Raw genomic sequence first — 14,003 nt, 5'->3', positions numbered from 1 at the left:
TCCAACGATTTACCGGCCCGCGCTACCGTGGTGATCATGGCGGACTGGGGGATACGGCCTGCGGCGCGGGCGGACGTCGAGACGGTGGCCGAGCTGCGTGCGGTCGTGATGCGGGCGGATCTGGAACGGCTCGGGCGCTACGACGCCCGGCGCGTGCGGCAGCGGCTGCGGGACGGGTTCGAGCCGGGGCACACCTGGGTGATCGAGGTGGGCGGCGCGTTCGCCGGCTGCGTGGCGCTACGGCCGGACGCGGACGCCCGCTGCCACTGGCTGGAGCATTTCTATCTCGCGCCGGGGTTCCAGGGCGGCGGGATCGGGTCCGGTGTGCTCGGCGAGCTGTTGGACGGGTGCGACCGTGACGGTGTCCCCTTCGTGCGGCTGAATGTGCTGCGGGGGAGCCCGGCCCGGCGGCTGTACGCGCGGCACGGGTTCACCGTGGAGACCGGGGACTACGAGGATCCGGTGGACGTGTTCATGGTGCGGGAGGCGCCCGGCCGGCCTCGGCTCCGACAGCTGCCCTGACGGCTGGGGGGCGGGCGTCCGCCCTGTCACGATCCCTCTCCCGTGTCGCTGCCCCTGGCCCTCTCCGTGCAGCTGCGGGCGACCGTGTCGGCGAAGGCGCGGGCGAGCGGGGTGAGGGCGTCCCAGCGGCGGACGGCCCAGCCGACCGGGAGCGGGGGCAGACCGGGGAGGGGGACGAGGCGGAGCGGGCCGGTACCGGGTACCTCCCAGCCGGGCAGGAGGGGGACGACGGCGTGACCGAGGCCGAGTTCGGCCAGCAGAAGGGCGGTGTCCCAGTCGGCGACACCGGTGTCGGAGCTGCTCCGGACGCCGAGTTCGGCGAACGCGGCGTCGAGACGGGCGCCCGAGGTGGAGTTCGGGGGCAGGCGGATGAGGCTGATGCCGCCGAGTTCGGCGGCGTCGACGCGGGACCTGGCCGCGAGCGGATCGTCGGCGCGGACGGCCAGCACCCAGGACAGGTCTACGACGGGACGCTGCTCGATGCCGCGCACCGGCCCGTCGATCGTGACCCACGCGAGGTCCAGGTGGCCGGCCGCGAGAGCCTCGAAGCAGTTGCGGCTGGAGGTCTCCGTCCGGAACTCAAGACCCACCCTCGGATAGCGCTGCCGGAAGGCGACGACCGCCTCCGACATGAAGTGCCGCACGGTGGTCCCGCCCGTCGTGACCCGCACCGAGCCGCTGTCGCCGTTGACGAGATCCCCGAGCCGCCGCATGGCCAGCTCCAGCCCGGCCACACTCTCCGAGGCGGCCTCGCACAGCAGCAGCCCCGCCTGAGTGGGTACGACACCTCGCGGCCGGCGCTCCAGAAGGCTCATGCCGGCCTCCCGCTCCAGCCGCTTCACATGCTGGCTCACCGCCGACTGGGTGCGGCCCAGTTCGCGGGCGACGGCGCTGAGACTTCCCGCCCGGCACACGGCCACGAAGACACGCAGATCCTCCAGAGTCACAACTCCAAGCTACAGCTTGGGTGTTGGCGGAAATCCATAGGATTGACCGGGGTCGCGGACTCGACCATCCTCAGTGCAGGGCCCAGGCGGCAACCCGTCCGACGCCTTCGCCGGGTCCGGACCAGGGCGAAGACACGGACGGGTGCCGACCTCCGAAGAACGACGGAAGGACGCCGGGTCGTGTCCGACTCTCCTACGTCAACCGGTCACTCCCCCCGTGCTGTTGACACGGCCGGTGCCGACCGGGCCGTAGCGCTGCTGCTCCGGCTCGGCGCCGCGGACATCGCGCACCCTGGCGGCACTCTCGTCGCCCACCTCCAACGCGTCCGGGACCGCCTCGCCGCGTGGGGCGCCCGCCCGGCCCTCCAACTCGCGGGCCTGTGCCACGCCTGCTACGGCACCGACGGTTTCCGCACCGCCTTGTTGCCGGTGGACACGGGCCGCGCCGAACTCGCCGAGGTGATCGGCGCGGAGGCGGAAGGGATCGTGTATCTCTACGGGGCGTGCGACAGGAAGGCCACCTATCCCGGGCTCGCGGAGGCCGACGGGGTCTTCCGGGACCGTTTCACCGGCGCTCTCCACACGCCTGGTCCGCAACTCCGCCGGGACCTCGCCGAACTCACCGTCGCCAACGAACTCGACCTGGCCCGCCACGACTTCGCCTTCCGCGAGCGCTGGGGACCTCAACTCCTCGCCCTCTTCACCCGGTTCAAGCCCCTGCTGAGCCATCCCGCCCGGGCGGACTGCCAGATGAACCTCACGCCGTGACGGACTCCGCGATCCGCAGGGCGGCCTGGGCGGGCGTGAGGTGGGTGGTGTCGACGACGTGCGCCTCGCGGTGCAGCCAGGTGCGGGCCGCCTCGGCGTAGGGCTCGAGGTAGCGGAGCCGGAACGGGGAGTCGGGGCCGAGGACGGTGTCGCCCGCGATGCGGCCGCGAAGAGTTTCCTGGTCGGCGTGGAGGACGAAGTGCCGTACCGGAATGGCGTGTTGGGCCAGGCCCGCGCTGATCTCGCGCCAGTACTGCTCGACCAGGACGGTCATCGGAACGACCAAGGTGCCGCCGGTGTATTCGAGTACGCGCCGGGCGGTCTCCACGACGAGCTGCCGCCAGGGCGGCCAGTGCTGGAAGTTGTCCGTCGCGGGCAGCCCCGGCGAGATGTCCATGAGCGTCTCGCCGACCTTCTCGGCGTCGAACACCCGTGAATCCGGGATGAGTTGCTGCACGAGCGGACTCGTCGTCGTCTTGCCCGAGCCATGGGTGCCGTTGAGCCATACGATCATGGGCTCGACGCTAGCGGGGAGCGGGACAGCCGGTCCGCCGGTCACGTAGGCCGCTGGGTGAGTCTGGCGGCCACCGCGTCGAGGACCCAGTCCAGGCCGGTCGCGAAGGAGGTCTCGGCGTCCACGTCCGTGCCGTCGTGCACGGCCTTGGCCAGCGTGGGGAAGCGGCCCGTGGCCAGCATTCTCGTCACGTGCGGGCCGGAGGCGCGCTGCCAGTCGCGTTTGGACAGGCCCGTGGCGCGCTCGGCCCGCAGGTTCGCGATCTCGCGTCTGATCGCGCCGGTGAAGTAGGCGCTGACGGTCTCCACGGCGCGCATGACGGTGTCGATGTCGGCGAGACCGTCGAGGGCGGCCAGCGTGGCCTCGGTCACGGCGAGGCCGTTCGGGCCCAGGCTCGGACGGCCGCCGAGCAGGTCGGCCAGCCATTCGTGGCGGAGGGCGGCCCGCCTGGTGCGGTGGGCGAGGACGCGCAGCGACTCCCGCCAGTCACCGGGCCGCTCCTCGGGGAGGATCTCGGCCTGGACCTCGTCCACCATGAGGTCGAACAGTTCCTCCTTGGTGGAGATGAAGCCGTACAGCCGCATCGGGCCGGCGTTCAGCCGGGCGGCGACCTTGCGCAACGACACCGCCTCCAGCCCGCCCTCGTCAGCCAGCGCGACGGCGGCGGCGACGATCCGCTCCCGGTCGAGCGGCACGGGTCGGGTCGGCGGCTCCGGACGGTCCCACACAGTCATGGACGCATCGTACTGTTGCGATACATCGCCATGAGTCAATACAGTGTATCGGCATGAGACATCGCATCGCCGTGATCGGGAGCGGCCCCGCCGGCCTCACCTTCGCCCGAGTACTGCACCGCTACGGCCACCCCGTCACCGTCCTCGAACGCGATCCCGCCCCCGACGCCCGTCCCCCGGGCGGCACGCTGGACCTGCACGAAAGGCTGGGCCAACTCGCACTGGAGAAGGCGGGGTTACTGGCGGAGTTCCAGGCGCTCTCGCGTCCCGAGGGACAGGCCATGCGCATCCTGGCCCCGGACGGGACCGTCCTGCGCGACTGGCGGCCCCGCCCGGACGACCTGGCCAATCCCGAGATCGACCGCGGGCAACTCCGTGACCTGCTGCTCGGCCCGCTCGACGTCCGGTGGGGGCGGGGCGTGACGCGGGTGGTGCCCGGGGGCCAGGACGGCGTACTCGTCGATTTCGCGGACGGGCTACAGGAGACGTATGACCTCGTGGTCGGCGCGGACGGCGCCTGGTCCCGGGTCCGCCCGGCCCTCTCGCCGGTGACGCCGCACTACACCGGCGTCACCTCGCTGGAGACCTCCCTCGACGACGTCGACGCCCGCCACCCCGACCTCGCCCGGCTGATCGGCGAGGGTTCCGTGGCCGTGTACGGCGCGAACCGGAGCCTCGTCGCGCAGCGCAACAGCGGCGGCCACGTGAAGGTGTACAGCAAGTTCCGCGCACCGCTGGACTGGCACAAGGACCTGGACCTGGCCGACGCCGAAGCTGTGCGATCGGGCCTGCTGACCCTGTTCGACGGCTGGTCCGCCCCCGTCCTCGACCTCCTCCGCCGCGGCACCGCTTTCGCCCACCGCCCCTTCTACGTCCTCCCCGTCTCCCACACCTGGCCCCACGCCCCCGGGGTGACACTCCTGGGCGACGCCGCCCACCTGATGCCCCCACTCGGAGTCGGTGCGAACCTCGCGATGCTGGACGGCGCCGAACTCGCCGAGTCCATCGCCACCGCCCCCGGTACCCGGGATCCGGACGAGACCGTCCGCGTCTTCGAGGAACGGATGTGGGCCCGGGCCGGAAAGTGGGCGCAGATCACAACAGCCGGCCTGGAACGCCTGGTGAGCCCGGACCCCGCCGAAGCGATCGCGGTCTTCGACGAGGTGCAGCCGTCGTGACCCCCAAGGGTCCCTACAGGCCGCCCAGTCGCCTGTTCAGCGTGTCGAGTGTCGGCCAAGGCGGACCGTCGTGCAGTGCGCGCAGGAGTTCCTCTCCGAATCGCCTTCCGTTCGGAAACTGGTCGCCGAGCTCCCAACGCCACGCGGCGACCATCGCGAGGACGACCTGCCGGCACTCGTCCAGCAGCCCTTGGCAGACGTTCGGGTAGTGCTCCCGGACCGCCTCGGGAACATGGGCGAGGTCGAACTCGACGGGTCCGCGGCAGCACGTCTCGAGGTCGATGAACAACGGGCCGTTCGTCGTGCTGAGCACATTGCCCGGATGTGGCTCGCCGTGGAGCAGCTGTTCCACGGCGCCGCGGTCGTCGATCGCTCGCCGCAGGCTCGCCAGCCTGCCGCCGAGGAACACGCGTTCCGCGTCGGCGAGTTCCGGCGAGCGATCCGGGTCGGCGACGACTTCTTCCGCCTCCGTGATCCGGTCCGTGAACCTCGGGCTCGGCACATCGACCTCGCGCATGCCGGCGTGCAACTGCTCCAGCGCCTTGGCGTAGTCGACCGGTGCGGTGTGGGGTGTCATGGGCTCGTAGTAGGTCCACAGCGTCACCGCGAAGCCGTCGCGCGTGTACACACGCGGGTCCGCCCGGGGCTCCAAGGGACACACCGGGCAGCCGACTTCGGCGAGCCGCTGAGCGAGCTCGACCTCGAACTGTGCGACCTCTTCTCCCACATGGGCGACCCGGGCAAAGACATCGCACGGCGTCAGCCGCAGTGCCAGCTTGTTCGAGTTGTGCAGAACGACCGCGCCGTCGGCCGCCAGGCCGACCGATACGGCGGCCGAGGTCGCAGCCGCGATCGCTCGCGTGACGTCGGTCGTCTCCATCCGCGCATCCTGGCACGGATGGGCGAGTGGCGTGACGCACTTTTGCAAGCGTGTGCTTGCAATAGTTAGCAGAGATGGTGCATGGTGAAGGCATGGCATCGCTCAACGTCGGCAATCTTGGTGAGTATCTGCGGGAACAGCGGCGCACCGCGCAGCTGTCCCTGCGGCAGCTCGCCGATGCCGCCGGGGTGTCCAATCCGTATCTGAGCCAGATCGAGCGCGGGCTGCGCAAGCCGAGCGCGGAGGTGTTGCAGCAGGTCGCCAAGGCGCTGCGGATATCCGCCGAGACGCTGTACGTGCGGGCCGGCATCCTCGACGCCGAGCGGGACCGGGACGAGGTCGAGACACGTGCGGTCATCCTCGCCGATCCCACGCTCACCGAACGGCAGAAGCAGGTGCTGCTTCAGATCTACGAGTCCTTCCGCAAGGAGAACGGGTTCGAGATCGCCGACGGGGACGAAGGCGTGGAGAACGGTCCCGGCGTGAGCGACGGTGCAGACGGCAGCGACGCCGACCCGCGGGAGCAGACGGCCGGTTGATGACGACACGGCCCGTCCGCCGAGCGCGGAAGCAACCCAAAACCCTCAGCTGATAGCAACCGGGAGGACCATCACCATGGCCATCACCGATGACCTGCGCAAGACCCTGAGCGACCCCACCCCGCTCTACTTCGCCGCCGGCACCGCCGACCTCGCCCTCCAGCAGGCCAAGAAGGTTCCCGGCCTGGTCGAGCAGCTGCGTGCCGAGGCCCCGGCCCGGATCGACGCCGTGCGCGGCACCGACCCGAAGGCCGTGCAGGAGAAGGCCGCCGCCCGTGCCAAGGAGGCGAGCGCCAAGGCCAAGGAGGCGCAGGAGACCCTCCAGACCAAGGTCAACGAGTTCCTCACCAGCCTCGACGGCGACCTCAAGAAGTTCGGCAGCACGCTCGACGCCGACCTGAAGAAGTTCGGCAGCACGCTCGACGCCGACCTGAAGAAGTTCGGCGAGTCCGCCCAGGACTTCGCGCTGCGCGGGGTCGGCGTCGCCGCCGAGTACGCCGTCAAGGCCCGTGAGGCGTACGAGAAGGTCGCCGAGCACGGCGAGCAGGCCGTGAAGACCTGGCGCGGCGAGGCCGCCGACGAGATCGAGGAGCTGGCCGTCGCGGTCGAGCCCGACCCCGAGCCGGTCGTCGTGAAGACCGAGGAGCCCGCTCCGGCCCCCGCTCCGGCCCCCGCTCCGGCCCCGACCGCCGCCGCCCCGGCGAAGAAGCCCGCGGCCAAGAAGGCCCCGGCCCGCAAGACCACCGCGAAGAAGACCACGCCGCCCGCGAAGTGACACGAACGGGTGATCGGTAACGGGTCGGGCACTCGATGAGTGCCCGGCCCGTTCTTCCTTCAGCGGCAATCCGGTTGCGGGTACGGTGACCGCGTAATGACTAGCCGAGTCTGGTGGTGGACGTAGTGCTGATGCAGGGCTTCACAGGGTTCATGTGGCTGTTGAGCACCGCCCTGATCGTGTTCAGCGGCTTCGCGCTCGTCGACGCCGCGACGCGCCGCGAGGACGCCTATCGCGCGGCGGACAAGAAGACGAAGCCGTTCTGGCTGATCATCCTCGGGCTCGCCTTCGTGGTGAACCTCATCTTCAACATCCTGTCGTTCCTGCCGATCATCGGCCTCGTCGCGACGATCGTGTACATGGTCGACGTCCGCCCGGCCCTCCGCGGCCTCCCCGGCGGCGGCCGCAGCCGCAGAGGCGGCTCCAGCAGCGACGGCCCCTACGGCCCGTACAACGGCGGACGCTGAAGTCCTACGGCCAGGTAGCCGGGGTTACGGCGCCCGGTCCAGCAGTACCACCGCCACGTCGTCCGTCAGCTCGCCGCCGTTGAGGTCGCGGACCTCGTTCACCGCCGCCCGGAGCAGTTCCTCGCCGCGCAGGCCCTCCGCGAGCTGGCGGCGGACCATGGCCACCATGCCGTCCTGGCCGAGCCGTTCGCGGCGGCCCTCGCCGATCCGGCCCTCGATCAGACCGTCGGTGTAGAGCATCAGGCTCCACTCGGCGCCCAGCTCCACCTGCATCCGCGGCCAGCGGGCGCCGGGGAGCAGGCCGAGGGCGGGGCCGTTGTTGTCGTAGGGGAGGAGTTCGGCCGGGCGGCCGGGGCGGGCCAGCAGCGGGGACGGGTGGCCGGCCAGGCACAGGCCCGCGCGGCGGCCGTCGGGGGCGATGTCGACCGTGCAGAGCGTCGCGAAGATCTCGTCGTCGGAGCGCTCGTGCTCCAGGACCTGTTGCAGCGTGCCGAGGAGCTGGTCGCCGCAGAGGCCGGCCAGGGTGAGCGCGCGCCAGGCGATACGGAGTTCCACGCCGAGCGCGGCCTCGTCGGGGCCGTGGCCGCAGACGTCGCCGATCATCGCGTGCACGGTGCCGTCGGGGGTGCGCACGGTGTCGTAGAAGTCGCCGCCGAGCAGTGCGCGGGAGCGGCCGGGGCGGTAGCGGGCGGCGAAGTGCAGCTGGGAGCCGTCGAGGAGGGGGGTGGGCAGCAGGCCGCGTTCGAGGCGGGCGTTCTCCTGGGCGCGCAGCTTGGACTCGGTGAGCTTGCGCTCGGCCCTGTCGGAACGTTTCCGCTCCACCGCGTACCGGATCGCGCGGCTCAGCAGCCGGCCGTCCAGCTCGTCCCGGAAGAGATAGTCCTGCGCGCCCACCCGGACCGCCTCGGCACCGCGCTCGGTGTCGCCGGACGCGGTGAGGGCGAGGACGGCGTGGCGGGGCGCGATCCTCAGCACGTGCTTGAGTACGGCCAGCTCGTCGTCGGCGCCGTCCGCGGCCCGGCCGGGGGCGGGCAGCGCGAGGTCGAGCAGGATGCAGTGCACGTCGTCGGTGAGCAGCCGCTCGGCCTCGGTGAGGTTGCGGGCGGTACGGACCCGGATCGGCTTGCCGGTCGGGTCGACCAGCTCGGGCACGATCGGCGAGCCGCCGGGGTCGTCCTCGATCATCAGCAGGGTGAGGTGACCGGCAGGACCGCCGGGACCGGCGTGGGTGCCGTGGGCGGCGCGGTGCGCGGCGTCGGCATCGGTGGCCGTGCCGTCGTTGACGGCGTCCGGCGTGCGCGGGGTCTCCGGGCGCGGGGCTTCCATGCCTTCGGAAGCGCTCCCCGGCGTCTCGCTGGAGGTGGCCCCGGAGGTGTCTTCCGAGGTGTCGCCGATCGTGGGTGCGGCCGGCGCCTGACCACTTTCCACGGCCGGGATCGCTCTCTGCCGCGGTATGGGTGCGGGCATCGTCCTGTTTCCTTCCCTCCCCCCGAGGGCGCGGTGGGGCGAGGGACCTCGACCCACCGACCGGGACCATAGCGGTAGTGGGCGCCGGAAAGGAATGGTGTGAGGCAGGTCGCCCGGCAGGCGGCCACAGTCATATGCCGTGTTCCGTACCGCAGTTGGGCAGGACGGCGGTGGGGCCGGGATGACGAAGGTCACGCCGGGCCGGGGTTTGGGGCGGGTGATGCGTGTGCTGGGTCACGTGGCCAGGGTCACCGGTCGCAACCATGCCTACCGGACGGGCGAATCACGCATCCGGTCGCACAACGCCCAATATCGGCATCGAGCCGGCCCCCGCGATCGTCACCGTACGCCCCGGTCGTGGGGCATGGATGATCGCGCCGTCCCCGATGTACATCGCGACATGGCTGGCGTCGTCGAAGTAGATGATCAGGTCGCCCGGGCGCATGTCCTTGACGTCCACATGCGGCAGCTGCTTCCACTGCTCCTGCGAGGTGCGCGGGATCGGGTCGCCCGCGCTCGCCCAGGCCTGTGAGGTCAGCCCCGAGCAGTCGTACGACTTCGGGCCCTCCGCACCCCACTCGTACGGCTTGCCGAGCTGGGCCGTCGCGTACGCCACCGCCGCCTTGCCCCCGGCGGACGCCTTGCCGCTGATCTCCTTGAGGACACCGGAGTCGAGCCAGGCGGTCTGTGCCTTCAGCGCGGCCTGCTGCTCCAGCTTGGCCAGGCGTTCCTTCTCCTGCTTCTCCAGTTGGGACTCCAGCTTCTCGGCCGCCGCGATCCGGGCCGTGATCTCCTTCTTGGCGGCGGCCTTCGCCTGGCGGTTCTTCTCCAACTGCTGCCACTGGGTGGAGGCGTCGGCGGTGTACTGCTTCAAGTCCTGCTGGGTGCGGGTCAGTTCGGCGATCAGGCCCTTGGTGGCGCGCTGGCCCTGGAGTATCCGACCGGCACCGTCCAGGAAGGCCTGCGGGTTGTCGCTCAGGATCAGCTGCGCCTCGTCCGGGAGCCCGCCCGTGCGGTACTGGGAGCGGGCCGCGGCACCGGCGCGGTCCTTCAACTCGTCCAGTTTCTCCTGGCCCTTGACGATCTTCTTGGCCAGCTCGACGATCTGCGCGGACTGCTTCTGCGCCTGCTCCTCGGCCGCGTTGTAGGCGTCGGTGGCGACGGCGGCATCGTGATAGAGGTCGTCGAGCTTCGTGCGTACGGCCTCAAGGTCCTTGTTGGTTACGGGGGTTGGGGACGCGGTAGCGGTCGACGAAGACGAAGGGGTCGGCGTGGGCGACGGGCTCGCGAAGGCGATACCGGGTGCCGCCAGCACGGTGACCGCGCAGACGACCGTGACGGCCGTCGTGATCAGGGCTCGCCTGCCCGCTCCCATACCCCTGCCCCCACATCCCGTATCTGATTGACCGTCAGTAACTTACGGACGCCTGGGGGATCGTGCCATGCCCGAACAGAAAACGACAGAGGCAGCACTTCCCGTACTTCTCCCCTTTCCTTCCAGCTCATGACCTGTCGTGACCTGGCACGACCTGTCGCGGCGATCTCCCCGCCCATGTGACGAACGGCCGACGGAGATCGTTCCCCCTGCGGGCCACCCGCTCACCCGCCCGCCGCGATTCACCCCAGCGGGGCCAAGGCCCCCCATCCCACGGTCACTTCGCCCTGCCGCCACCGCACCGGACCGTCTACCACCGGCCAGTCGGCGGTGAGGTCCCGCACCGCGCGGATCCAGCGCTGACGGGCGCCGTAGGAGGCGTAGGGCGCGGCGGCGGCCCAGGCGCGGTCGAAGTCGCGGAGGAAGGCGTGCACCGGTTCGCCGGGCACATTGCGGTGGATGAGGGCCTTGGGGAGGCGTTCGGCGAGGTCGGACGGCCGCTCCAGGGAACCGAGCCGCGCCGCGAAGGTGACCGTCCGCGGCCCCTCAGGACCGAGCGCGACCCACACGTGCCGCCGCCCGATCTCGTCACACGTCCCCTCGACCAACAGCCCGCCCCGGGAGCCCCCGCCCGCCGGTGCGAGCCGCCCGCACAGCCGCGCCCAGACCTCGGCGACCTGCGCCTCGTCGTACTGCCGCAGCACGTTCGCCGCGCGGATCAGCGACGGCCGCTGCGGTACCGGGATCTCGAACCCGCCGTGCCGGAACACCAGCCCCTCCCGCTCGTACGGCCGGGCCGCCGTGACCCGCGCCGGTTCGATCTCGACCCCGACCACGCGCGCGTGCGGGGCGACGGAACGGAGCCGCTGCAGCAGTTCCACTGCTGTCCAGGGTGCGGCGCCGTACCCGAGATCGACGGCGAGGGGCTCGTCGGCCCGCCGCAGCTCCGCCCCGTGCGTCGCCACGATCCAGCGGTCCATACGGCGCAGCCGGTTGGGGTTGGTCGTCCCGCGCGTGACTGTTCCTAGGGGGCGGGCGGCTGCGCGGGCTGTCATATGTACGAGGGTAGGCGGCGCGGGACGAGGGGCGCCGCACCGGGCATGGGCCGAAGCTGTCGCTTCCTGTCCCGTTGTCAGTGCCGCCTGGCAGGATCGGAGATCAAGTTGCCGAGGTGAAGGTGGGACCGATGAAGGTGCTCGTCACGGACGAAGTCCACGTTGACTACGGCCAGATATTCGTGGAGAGCGGCGGGGACGAATGCGACCTGTACGACGCCTTCGCCGGGCAGGAGGGCGTCGGGCTCTGCGGGGGCGGGCAGGCGGGGATGCTGTTACTTCTGACCGGTCTGCGCATCGGCGGCGTCGACTTCACCGCCGAGCTGCACGACAGTCGGCCCGATCTGGACGAGACGTGGGAGGAGATCGTCGAGGTCCCGTTCCGGCCTGTGTCGCAGGAGACGAAGCTGCGGCAGTGGAACTGGAAGAACTCGTGGGAGCTGGGACTGGAGGAGCGCGACTACCGCGTGCGCTACTCGGCCATCGCCATGGACGCCGGCCGGAGCAAGAACGTGCGGGAGGACGACGAGCCCGCGACCGACGACCGGTATCTGCTGCAGATATGGCCTGCCGCGCCCGAGCCGGCCCGGCTGCTCAAGCAGACCGGCGGCGCGGCCGCGTACTGGCATGCCTTCGCCACGGCGCCCGTGGGCTGATGCGCTGAGCGGGCACGGCCGACGCACCGTCACCTCGAACGGTTGAGCGACAAGGGGTAATGTCCAGGCAAAATCCCCATGCGCCGGAATGAGAATCCCGCCCCCCGGCGTTGCACCCCCTTGGAGGGAACCGCACACCCTCCCTCAGGCATGCCCGCAGCGAGGAGGAACGCCACGTGAGCCAGTACGTCAGCAGGCTCGGGCGGCGTTCCCAGGCGTCGTCGGCCCGGCTGCGGCTGCATCGGAAACCCCGCCGGGTCGCCATGCTCTCCGTGCACACCTCGCCGCTGCACCAGCCCGGCACGGGCGACGCGGGCGGCATGAACGTCTACATCGTGGAGCTCGCGCAGCGCCTCGCCGCGATCAACATCGAGGTGGAGATCTTCACGCGCGCGACCACCGCCGCCCTCCCCCCGACCGTCGAGCTGGCCCCGGGCGTCCTCGTCCGGCACGTGGACGCGGGCCCCTACGAAGGTCTCGCCAAGGAGGAACTCCCCGCCCAGCTCTGCGCGTTCACGCACGGAGTGATGCAGGCGTGGGCCGGTCACCGCCCCGGCTACTACGACCTCGTCCACTCGCACTACTGGCTCTCCGGCCACGTCGGCTGGCTCGCCGCGCAGCGCTGGGGTGTGCCCCTTGTACACGCGATGCACACCATGGCGAAGGTCAAGAACGCCAACCTGGCCGACGGCGACACCCCCGAGCCCGCCGCCCGTGTCATCGGCGAGACCCAGATCGTCGCCGCCGCCGACCGCCTCATCGCCAACACGGCGGAGGAGGCCGACGAACTCGTACGGCACTACGCGGCCGACCCCGCCAAGGTCGCCGTAGTCCACCCGGGCGTGAACCTCGAACGCTTCCGCCCTGCGGACGGCCGAGCGGCGGCCCGCGCCCGCCTCGGGCTGCCCCAGGACGCCCTGATCCCGCTCTTCGCCGGGCGCATCCAGCCCCTGAAGGCGCCGGACGTACTCCTGCGCGCCGTCGCCGTGCTGCTCGACGAGCGGCCCGAACTGCGCTCGAACATCGTCGTCCCCGTCGTCGGCGGGCCCAGCGGCAGCGGCCTCGCCAAGCCGGAGGGGCTGCAGAAGCTGGCCGCGCGGCTGGGCATCGCGGATGTCGTACGGTTCCGGCCGCCGGTCGGGCAGGAGCAGCTCGCCGACTGGTTCCGGGCCGCGTCCGTGCTGGTCATGCCCTCGTACAGCGAGTCCTTCGGGCTGGTCGCCATAGAGGCGCAGGCGGCCGGTACGCCGGTGCTCGCGGCCTCGGTCGGCGGCCTCCCGGTGGCCGTGCGCGACGGGGAGACCGGCTTCCTGGTCCAGGGGCACGACCCCACCGCCTACGCGCGCGTCCTGCGCACCCTCGCCGACGACCCGCACCTCGCGCCCCGCATGGGCGAGGCCGCCGCCCGGCACGCGCAGTGCTTCGGCTGGGACACGGCCGCCGCCGCCACGGCCGACGTCTACGCGGCGGCGGCCCAGGCCCACCGCCGTCACGTACGCTCGCACCATGGGTGAGAAAGCGGACCAGGACCGGGCGGCGCAGGTCATCGAGGGTTTCCTCAAGGGCGCCGAACTCGACTGGGAGAGCCCGGAGTCGGGCGCGTTCGTGGTCCAACTCCCGGGCACCCGCAAGCTGTCGACGACCGTCTCCCTTCTCGTCGGCCGCCACTCCCTCTCGCTCAACGCCTTCGTCGTCCGCCACCCGGACGAGAACGAGACGGGCGTCCACCGCTGGCTACTGGAGCGCAACCTCAAGCTGTACGGCGTGAGTTACGCCGTCGATCAGCTCGGTGACGTGTACGTCACCGGCCGCCTCCCGCTGTCCGCCGTCACCGAGGCGGAGATCGACCGCCTCCTCGGCCAGGTCCTGGAGGCCGCCGACGGCAGCTTCAACACCCTCCTGGAACTGGGCTTCTCCTCCGCGATCCGCAAGGAGTACGCGTGGCGGGTGTCGCGCGGGGAGTCCACGCGGAATCTGGACGCGTTCACCCATCTGACCCATCGGCCGACAGACTGATCGCACCCCGACCCCTTCCCCGCCGACGGGGCTTCATGGCATGCTCGCCGCCAGCACATTTCTGAACGACGTTCACATCCATGAAGAGCCGCGTGGGAGGACGTACGTAC

The 14,003-nt window shown here is 71.2% G+C and carries 16 protein-coding genes; 9 read left to right on the top strand and 7 right to left on the bottom strand.

Translation table 11 applies throughout. The features are described from left to right. Window positions 1–36 precede the first annotated feature (36 nt). Window positions 37–522 (top strand): GNAT family N-acetyltransferase, encoded by a 486-nt coding sequence (locus tag OH768_RS24025; RefSeq protein WP_406456789.1) that lies wholly within the window; start codon window positions 37–39, stop codon window positions 520–522. A 26-nt stretch (window positions 523–548) separates the two neighbouring features. Here OH768_RS24025 and OH768_RS24020 read toward each other — a convergent pair whose 3' ends face one another. Then, complete coding sequence (locus OH768_RS24020; protein ID WP_406456787.1) at window positions 549–1,469, bottom strand: LysR family transcriptional regulator; 921 nt, start codon at window positions 1,467–1,469, stop codon at window positions 549–551. A 180-nt stretch (window positions 1,470–1,649) separates the two neighbouring features. On the opposite strand from OH768_RS24020, the gene OH768_RS24015 reads away from it, so the two are divergent. After that, entirely contained in the window at window positions 1,650–2,237 is a 588-nt protein-coding gene (locus OH768_RS24015; RefSeq protein WP_406456785.1) for a DUF6817 domain-containing protein, read from the top strand. Here OH768_RS24015 and OH768_RS24010 read toward each other — a convergent pair. Then, window positions 2,227–2,751 (bottom strand): AAA family ATPase, encoded by a 525-nt coding sequence (locus OH768_RS24010; RefSeq protein ID WP_406456783.1) that lies wholly within the window; start codon window positions 2,749–2,751, stop codon window positions 2,227–2,229. The genes OH768_RS24015 and OH768_RS24010 overlap by 11 nt on opposite strands. A 41-nt stretch (window positions 2,752–2,792) precedes the next feature. Then, window positions 2,793–3,485, bottom strand: coding sequence for a TetR/AcrR family transcriptional regulator (locus tag OH768_RS24005; RefSeq protein WP_406456781.1), 693 nt, complete (start codon window positions 3,483–3,485; stop codon window positions 2,793–2,795). Between the two features lie 53 nt (window positions 3,486–3,538). Here OH768_RS24005 and OH768_RS24000 point away from each other — a divergent pair, with 53 nt between their 5' ends. Beyond that, complete coding sequence (locus tag OH768_RS24000) at window positions 3,539–4,663, top strand: FAD-dependent oxidoreductase (RefSeq protein WP_406456779.1); 1,125 nt, start codon at window positions 3,539–3,541, stop codon at window positions 4,661–4,663. 13 nt (window positions 4,664–4,676) lie between these two features. On the opposite strand, the gene OH768_RS23995 is transcribed toward OH768_RS24000, so the two are convergent. After that, window positions 4,677–5,543, bottom strand: a complete 867-nt coding sequence (locus tag OH768_RS23995; protein ID WP_406456777.1) for a phosphotransferase enzyme family protein — start codon at window positions 5,541–5,543, stop codon at window positions 4,677–4,679. 92 nt (window positions 5,544–5,635) lie between these two features. On the opposite strand from OH768_RS23995, the gene OH768_RS23990 reads away from it, so the two are divergent. The 3 genes from OH768_RS23990 (at window position 5,636) to OH768_RS23980 (ending at window position 7,324) form a co-directional block, all read left to right on the top strand. Further along, the gene (locus OH768_RS23990) at window positions 5,636–6,082 is read left to right on the top strand and encodes a helix-turn-helix domain-containing protein (RefSeq protein ID WP_388101425.1); all 447 of its coding nucleotides are present in this window, start codon (window positions 5,636–5,638) and stop codon (window positions 6,080–6,082) included. Window positions 6,083–6,158: 76 nt separating this feature from the next. Next, complete coding sequence (locus tag OH768_RS23985) at window positions 6,159–6,857, top strand: hypothetical protein (RefSeq protein ID WP_406456775.1); 699 nt, start codon at window positions 6,159–6,161, stop codon at window positions 6,855–6,857. A 131-nt stretch (window positions 6,858–6,988) separates the two neighbouring features. Further along, window positions 6,989–7,324 carry a DUF2516 family protein gene (locus OH768_RS23980; protein WP_078532710.1) on the top strand — a complete coding sequence of 112 codons (336 nt, stop codon included), beginning with the start codon at window positions 6,989–6,991 and terminating at the stop codon, window positions 7,322–7,324. A 24-nt stretch (window positions 7,325–7,348) separates the two neighbouring features. Here the strand turns inward: OH768_RS23980 and OH768_RS23975 are convergent, their stop codons facing one another. The 3 genes from OH768_RS23975 to OH768_RS23965 all read right to left on the bottom strand — a co-directional run bounded on the left by OH768_RS23975 (window position 7,349) and on the right by OH768_RS23965 (window position 11,221). Continuing rightward, on the bottom strand, window positions 7,349–8,791 hold the full coding sequence (locus OH768_RS23975) for a PP2C family protein-serine/threonine phosphatase (protein WP_406456773.1): 1,443 nt from the start codon (window positions 8,789–8,791) through the stop codon (window positions 7,349–7,351). A 283-nt stretch (window positions 8,792–9,074) separates the two neighbouring features. Next, window positions 9,075–10,166, bottom strand: a complete 1,092-nt coding sequence (locus OH768_RS23970) for an NlpC/P60 family protein (RefSeq protein WP_406456771.1) — start codon at window positions 10,164–10,166, stop codon at window positions 9,075–9,077. A gap of 242 nt (window positions 10,167–10,408) precedes the next feature. After that, the gene (locus tag OH768_RS23965) at window positions 10,409–11,221 is read right to left on the bottom strand and encodes a class I SAM-dependent methyltransferase (protein WP_406456769.1); all 813 of its coding nucleotides are present in this window, start codon (window positions 11,219–11,221) and stop codon (window positions 10,409–10,411) included. Between the two features lie 131 nt (window positions 11,222–11,352). Between OH768_RS23965 and OH768_RS23960 the strand changes: the two genes are divergently transcribed. The 3 genes from OH768_RS23960 (at window position 11,353) to OH768_RS23950 (ending at window position 13,893) form a co-directional block, all read left to right on the top strand. Continuing rightward, window positions 11,353–11,877, top strand: a complete 525-nt coding sequence (locus OH768_RS23960) for a hypothetical protein (protein ID WP_406456767.1) — start codon at window positions 11,353–11,355, stop codon at window positions 11,875–11,877. Between the two features lie 176 nt (window positions 11,878–12,053). Further along, the gene (mshA, locus tag OH768_RS23955) at window positions 12,054–13,391 is read left to right on the top strand and encodes a D-inositol-3-phosphate glycosyltransferase (RefSeq protein ID WP_406456765.1); all 1,338 of its coding nucleotides are present in this window, start codon (window positions 12,054–12,056) and stop codon (window positions 13,389–13,391) included. Continuing rightward, window positions 13,384–13,893: a YbjN domain-containing protein gene (locus OH768_RS23950; protein ID WP_406456763.1), complete on the top strand. Its 510-nt coding sequence runs from the start codon at window positions 13,384–13,386 to the stop codon at window positions 13,891–13,893. The genes mshA and OH768_RS23950 overlap by 8 nt, the downstream gene beginning before the upstream one ends. Window positions 13,894–14,003 lie beyond the last annotated feature (110 nt).

Source organism: Streptomyces sp. NBC_01622, assembly GCF_045209635.1.
In the GTDB taxonomy this organism is placed as follows: domain Bacteria; phylum Actinomycetota; class Actinomycetes; order Streptomycetales; family Streptomycetaceae; genus Streptomyces.
This window is presented reverse-complemented; position numbering and strand designations above follow the sequence as displayed.

Excerpts from the sequence above, each read along its gene's own strand:
- OH768_RS24005 (WP_406456781.1), bottom strand. The coding sequence starts at position 3,485 with ATGACTGTGTGGGACCGTCCGGAGCCGCCGACCCGACCCGTGCCGCTC.
- OH768_RS24025 (WP_406456789.1), top strand. The coding sequence starts at position 37 with ATGGCGGACTGGGGGATACGGCCTGCGGCGCGGGCGGACGTCGAGACG.
- OH768_RS23965 (WP_406456769.1), bottom strand. The coding sequence starts at position 11,221 with ATGACAGCCCGCGCAGCCGCCCGCCCCCTAGGAACAGTCACGCGCGGG.
- OH768_RS23980 (WP_078532710.1), top strand. The coding sequence starts at position 6,989 with ATGCAGGGCTTCACAGGGTTCATGTGGCTGTTGAGCACCGCCCTGATC.
- OH768_RS23960 (WP_406456767.1), top strand. The coding sequence starts at position 11,353 with ATGAAGGTGCTCGTCACGGACGAAGTCCACGTTGACTACGGCCAGATA.
- OH768_RS23970 (WP_406456771.1), bottom strand. The coding sequence starts at position 10,166 with ATGGGAGCGGGCAGGCGAGCCCTGATCACGACGGCCGTCACGGTCGTC.
- OH768_RS23990 (WP_388101425.1), top strand. The coding sequence starts at position 5,636 with ATGGCATCGCTCAACGTCGGCAATCTTGGTGAGTATCTGCGGGAACAG.
- OH768_RS23985 (WP_406456775.1), top strand. The coding sequence starts at position 6,159 with ATGGCCATCACCGATGACCTGCGCAAGACCCTGAGCGACCCCACCCCG.
- OH768_RS23975 (WP_406456773.1), bottom strand. The coding sequence starts at position 8,791 with ATGCCCGCACCCATACCGCGGCAGAGAGCGATCCCGGCCGTGGAAAGT.
- OH768_RS23995 (WP_406456777.1), bottom strand. The coding sequence starts at position 5,543 with ATGGAGACGACCGACGTCACGCGAGCGATCGCGGCTGCGACCTCGGCC.
- OH768_RS24000 (WP_406456779.1), top strand. The coding sequence starts at position 3,539 with ATGAGACATCGCATCGCCGTGATCGGGAGCGGCCCCGCCGGCCTCACC.
- OH768_RS24010 (WP_406456783.1), bottom strand. The coding sequence starts at position 2,751 with ATGATCGTATGGCTCAACGGCACCCATGGCTCGGGCAAGACGACGACG.
- OH768_RS23950 (WP_406456763.1), top strand. The coding sequence starts at position 13,384 with ATGGGTGAGAAAGCGGACCAGGACCGGGCGGCGCAGGTCATCGAGGGT.